Genomic DNA, 1779 nt, shown 5'->3' on the forward strand with positions numbered 1-1779 from the left:
CTGGCCCCGCGCAGCGCGCCGTGCCGGTGCAGCGCCTGCACCGCGTAGGTCGAGCAGGACGGCGTGTACCGGCAGCAGGCCGGGCGGCGGGGGCTGACCTCGGTGCGGTAGTAGCGCACCGCGCCGTACAGCACCCCGGCCGCGAACCCGCGCGGGGCGGGGGCGGACGGATCGGCCGTGCGGCGTCCGCGCGCCCCGGTGAGGGCGAAGCGGACGCCGGATACCATCATCACCGGGATCAGGGCGATCAGGCAGGGATCGGCGAACTCGCAGCAGCCGTCGACACAGCAGTCCGCGGACTCGTTCCGGATGTGCTTCTTCCGCCGGGCCCTGGCGTGGTCCTCCTTGCGGTAGCGCTCCCGGTAGTCCTCCCAGGCCCGGCGCTGCTTCTTCCGCCGGAGCCGCTCCGAGGCGGGCAGCCACCACCAGGCGCGCTCCGGGCGGGCCGGCGGGAAGTGGGCGCCGAGATCCGGCGTCGGGTCGGACACGGCTGACGATCTCCTCGCTCGCTCCGCCGAGGGCCGACCCCCGACGATCCGGGCAAGATTATCCGAAGATCATCTGCCCGGATCCGTCCCGCCCCGCTCAGCCGCCGAGGTTGAGCGAGGGGAAGAGGTCCTCGAACGGCTGGGTGGTCACCGAGACGGTCCGCGAGAACGGATTGTCGAAGTCCCAGATCATGAACAGCAGGAAGGCGATCAGCGCGCTGAAGCAGAGCGCCAGGATCAACTCCCGCGGTGTTCGCCGGATCTGGAGCGCGAACAGCATGCCGACGGTCACCACCGCACCGCCGATCAGGCCGAACCAGACCACCCCGGGCATCGTCGGCCCGGCGTTCTGCCCGCGTGAATTGCGGGCCTCGGAGGCCTGACCGACCCTGTCCATGATCGGCTGGTAGGCCTGCGACTCGAGGTCGGAGGCGGGCGACCGGGTGGCGACGTCGTCGTGGAGCTTCCGGAGCAGCTGGTCACCCTTCTCGGTGATCGCACCGTTCTCCTTCATGTACGCCCACTCGGTGTTCACCACGTACGTGACGTAGGCGTCCACGTCCGCCCGGACCTGGTCACGGAACTCCGCCGGGTAGATCACCGCGCGGTCGCTCACCTCACGCAGCGACTGCGCCTCGCGGAACAGGTCGTCCTGGGCGGCGCCGCGCGCCTCCCAGACACCCGCGATGGCGAGACCGAGGACGATCGCGTAGACCACCCCGATCATCATCGTGATGTACTCGATGACGTCCGGGGTCTCGTCGGTGCTCCCCTCCACGATCGGCCGGCGCCGCCTCAGCAGCACCACCGCCACCACGACGACACAGGCCGACGCCATGGCAATGATCAACGCCACCCACTCGGACACGGTAACTCCCCTCTCTGGCTTGGCTTGTGACGGAACGACAGGTCGACGGGGCGAACCCCGGGCCGGGCCGGCTCTCCCGGGTTCTGCCCGGGCCGCGCGGCGGGCCGGGACCCGCCGTCGGCCGGGAAATCGGTCGGCGGACCGTCGGGGAACGGTCAGGAGGAGCTCGAACGGCCGCCGCGTCCTCGGCCACCACCGCCCGGCCGCAGCGCCGCCGCCGCGATCACGGCGGGGACCGTGACCAGCAGCATCGTGGTGGTCATCGAGATGCCCTGCTGGTGCCGGGCCATGGGCACGGGCTTCGTCGCCGGGGCGTGGAACACCGGTCGCGCCGACGGGGTCGGTCGCGGCGGGCTCGGACGCACCGGGCTGGGCGAGGCTGCCGGAGCGGACGCGGCCGGGCTCTGGGCCGTCGGCGCGGGG

Annotated in this window: 3 protein-coding genes; 1 reads left to right on the forward strand and 2 read right to left on the reverse strand. The window is 72.1% G+C overall.

Features of this window, described 5'->3' with window-relative positions; genetic code table 11:
- Positions 1-488, reverse strand: a 488-nt coding sequence (gene yidD, locus KS423_RS48320) for a membrane protein insertion efficiency factor YidD (RefSeq protein ID WP_224285429.1), incomplete at its 3' end; no start/stop codon positions are given.
- Between the two features lie 97 nt (positions 489-585).
- Complete coding sequence (locus KS423_RS44930; protein ID WP_224285430.1) at positions 586-1356, reverse strand: DUF4239 domain-containing protein; 771 nt, start codon at positions 1354-1356, stop codon at positions 586-588.
- Positions 1357-1593: 237 nt separating this feature from the next.
- Here KS423_RS44930 and KS423_RS44935 point away from each other — a divergent pair.
- On the forward strand, positions 1594-1779 hold a 186-nt coding region (locus KS423_RS44935; RefSeq protein ID WP_224285431.1), incomplete at its 3' end, for a hypothetical protein.

The sequence above is a fragment of the Streptomyces sp. LS1784 genome, from assembly GCF_020103755.1.
Lineage (GTDB): Bacteria > Actinomycetota > Actinomycetes > Streptomycetales > Streptomycetaceae > Kitasatospora.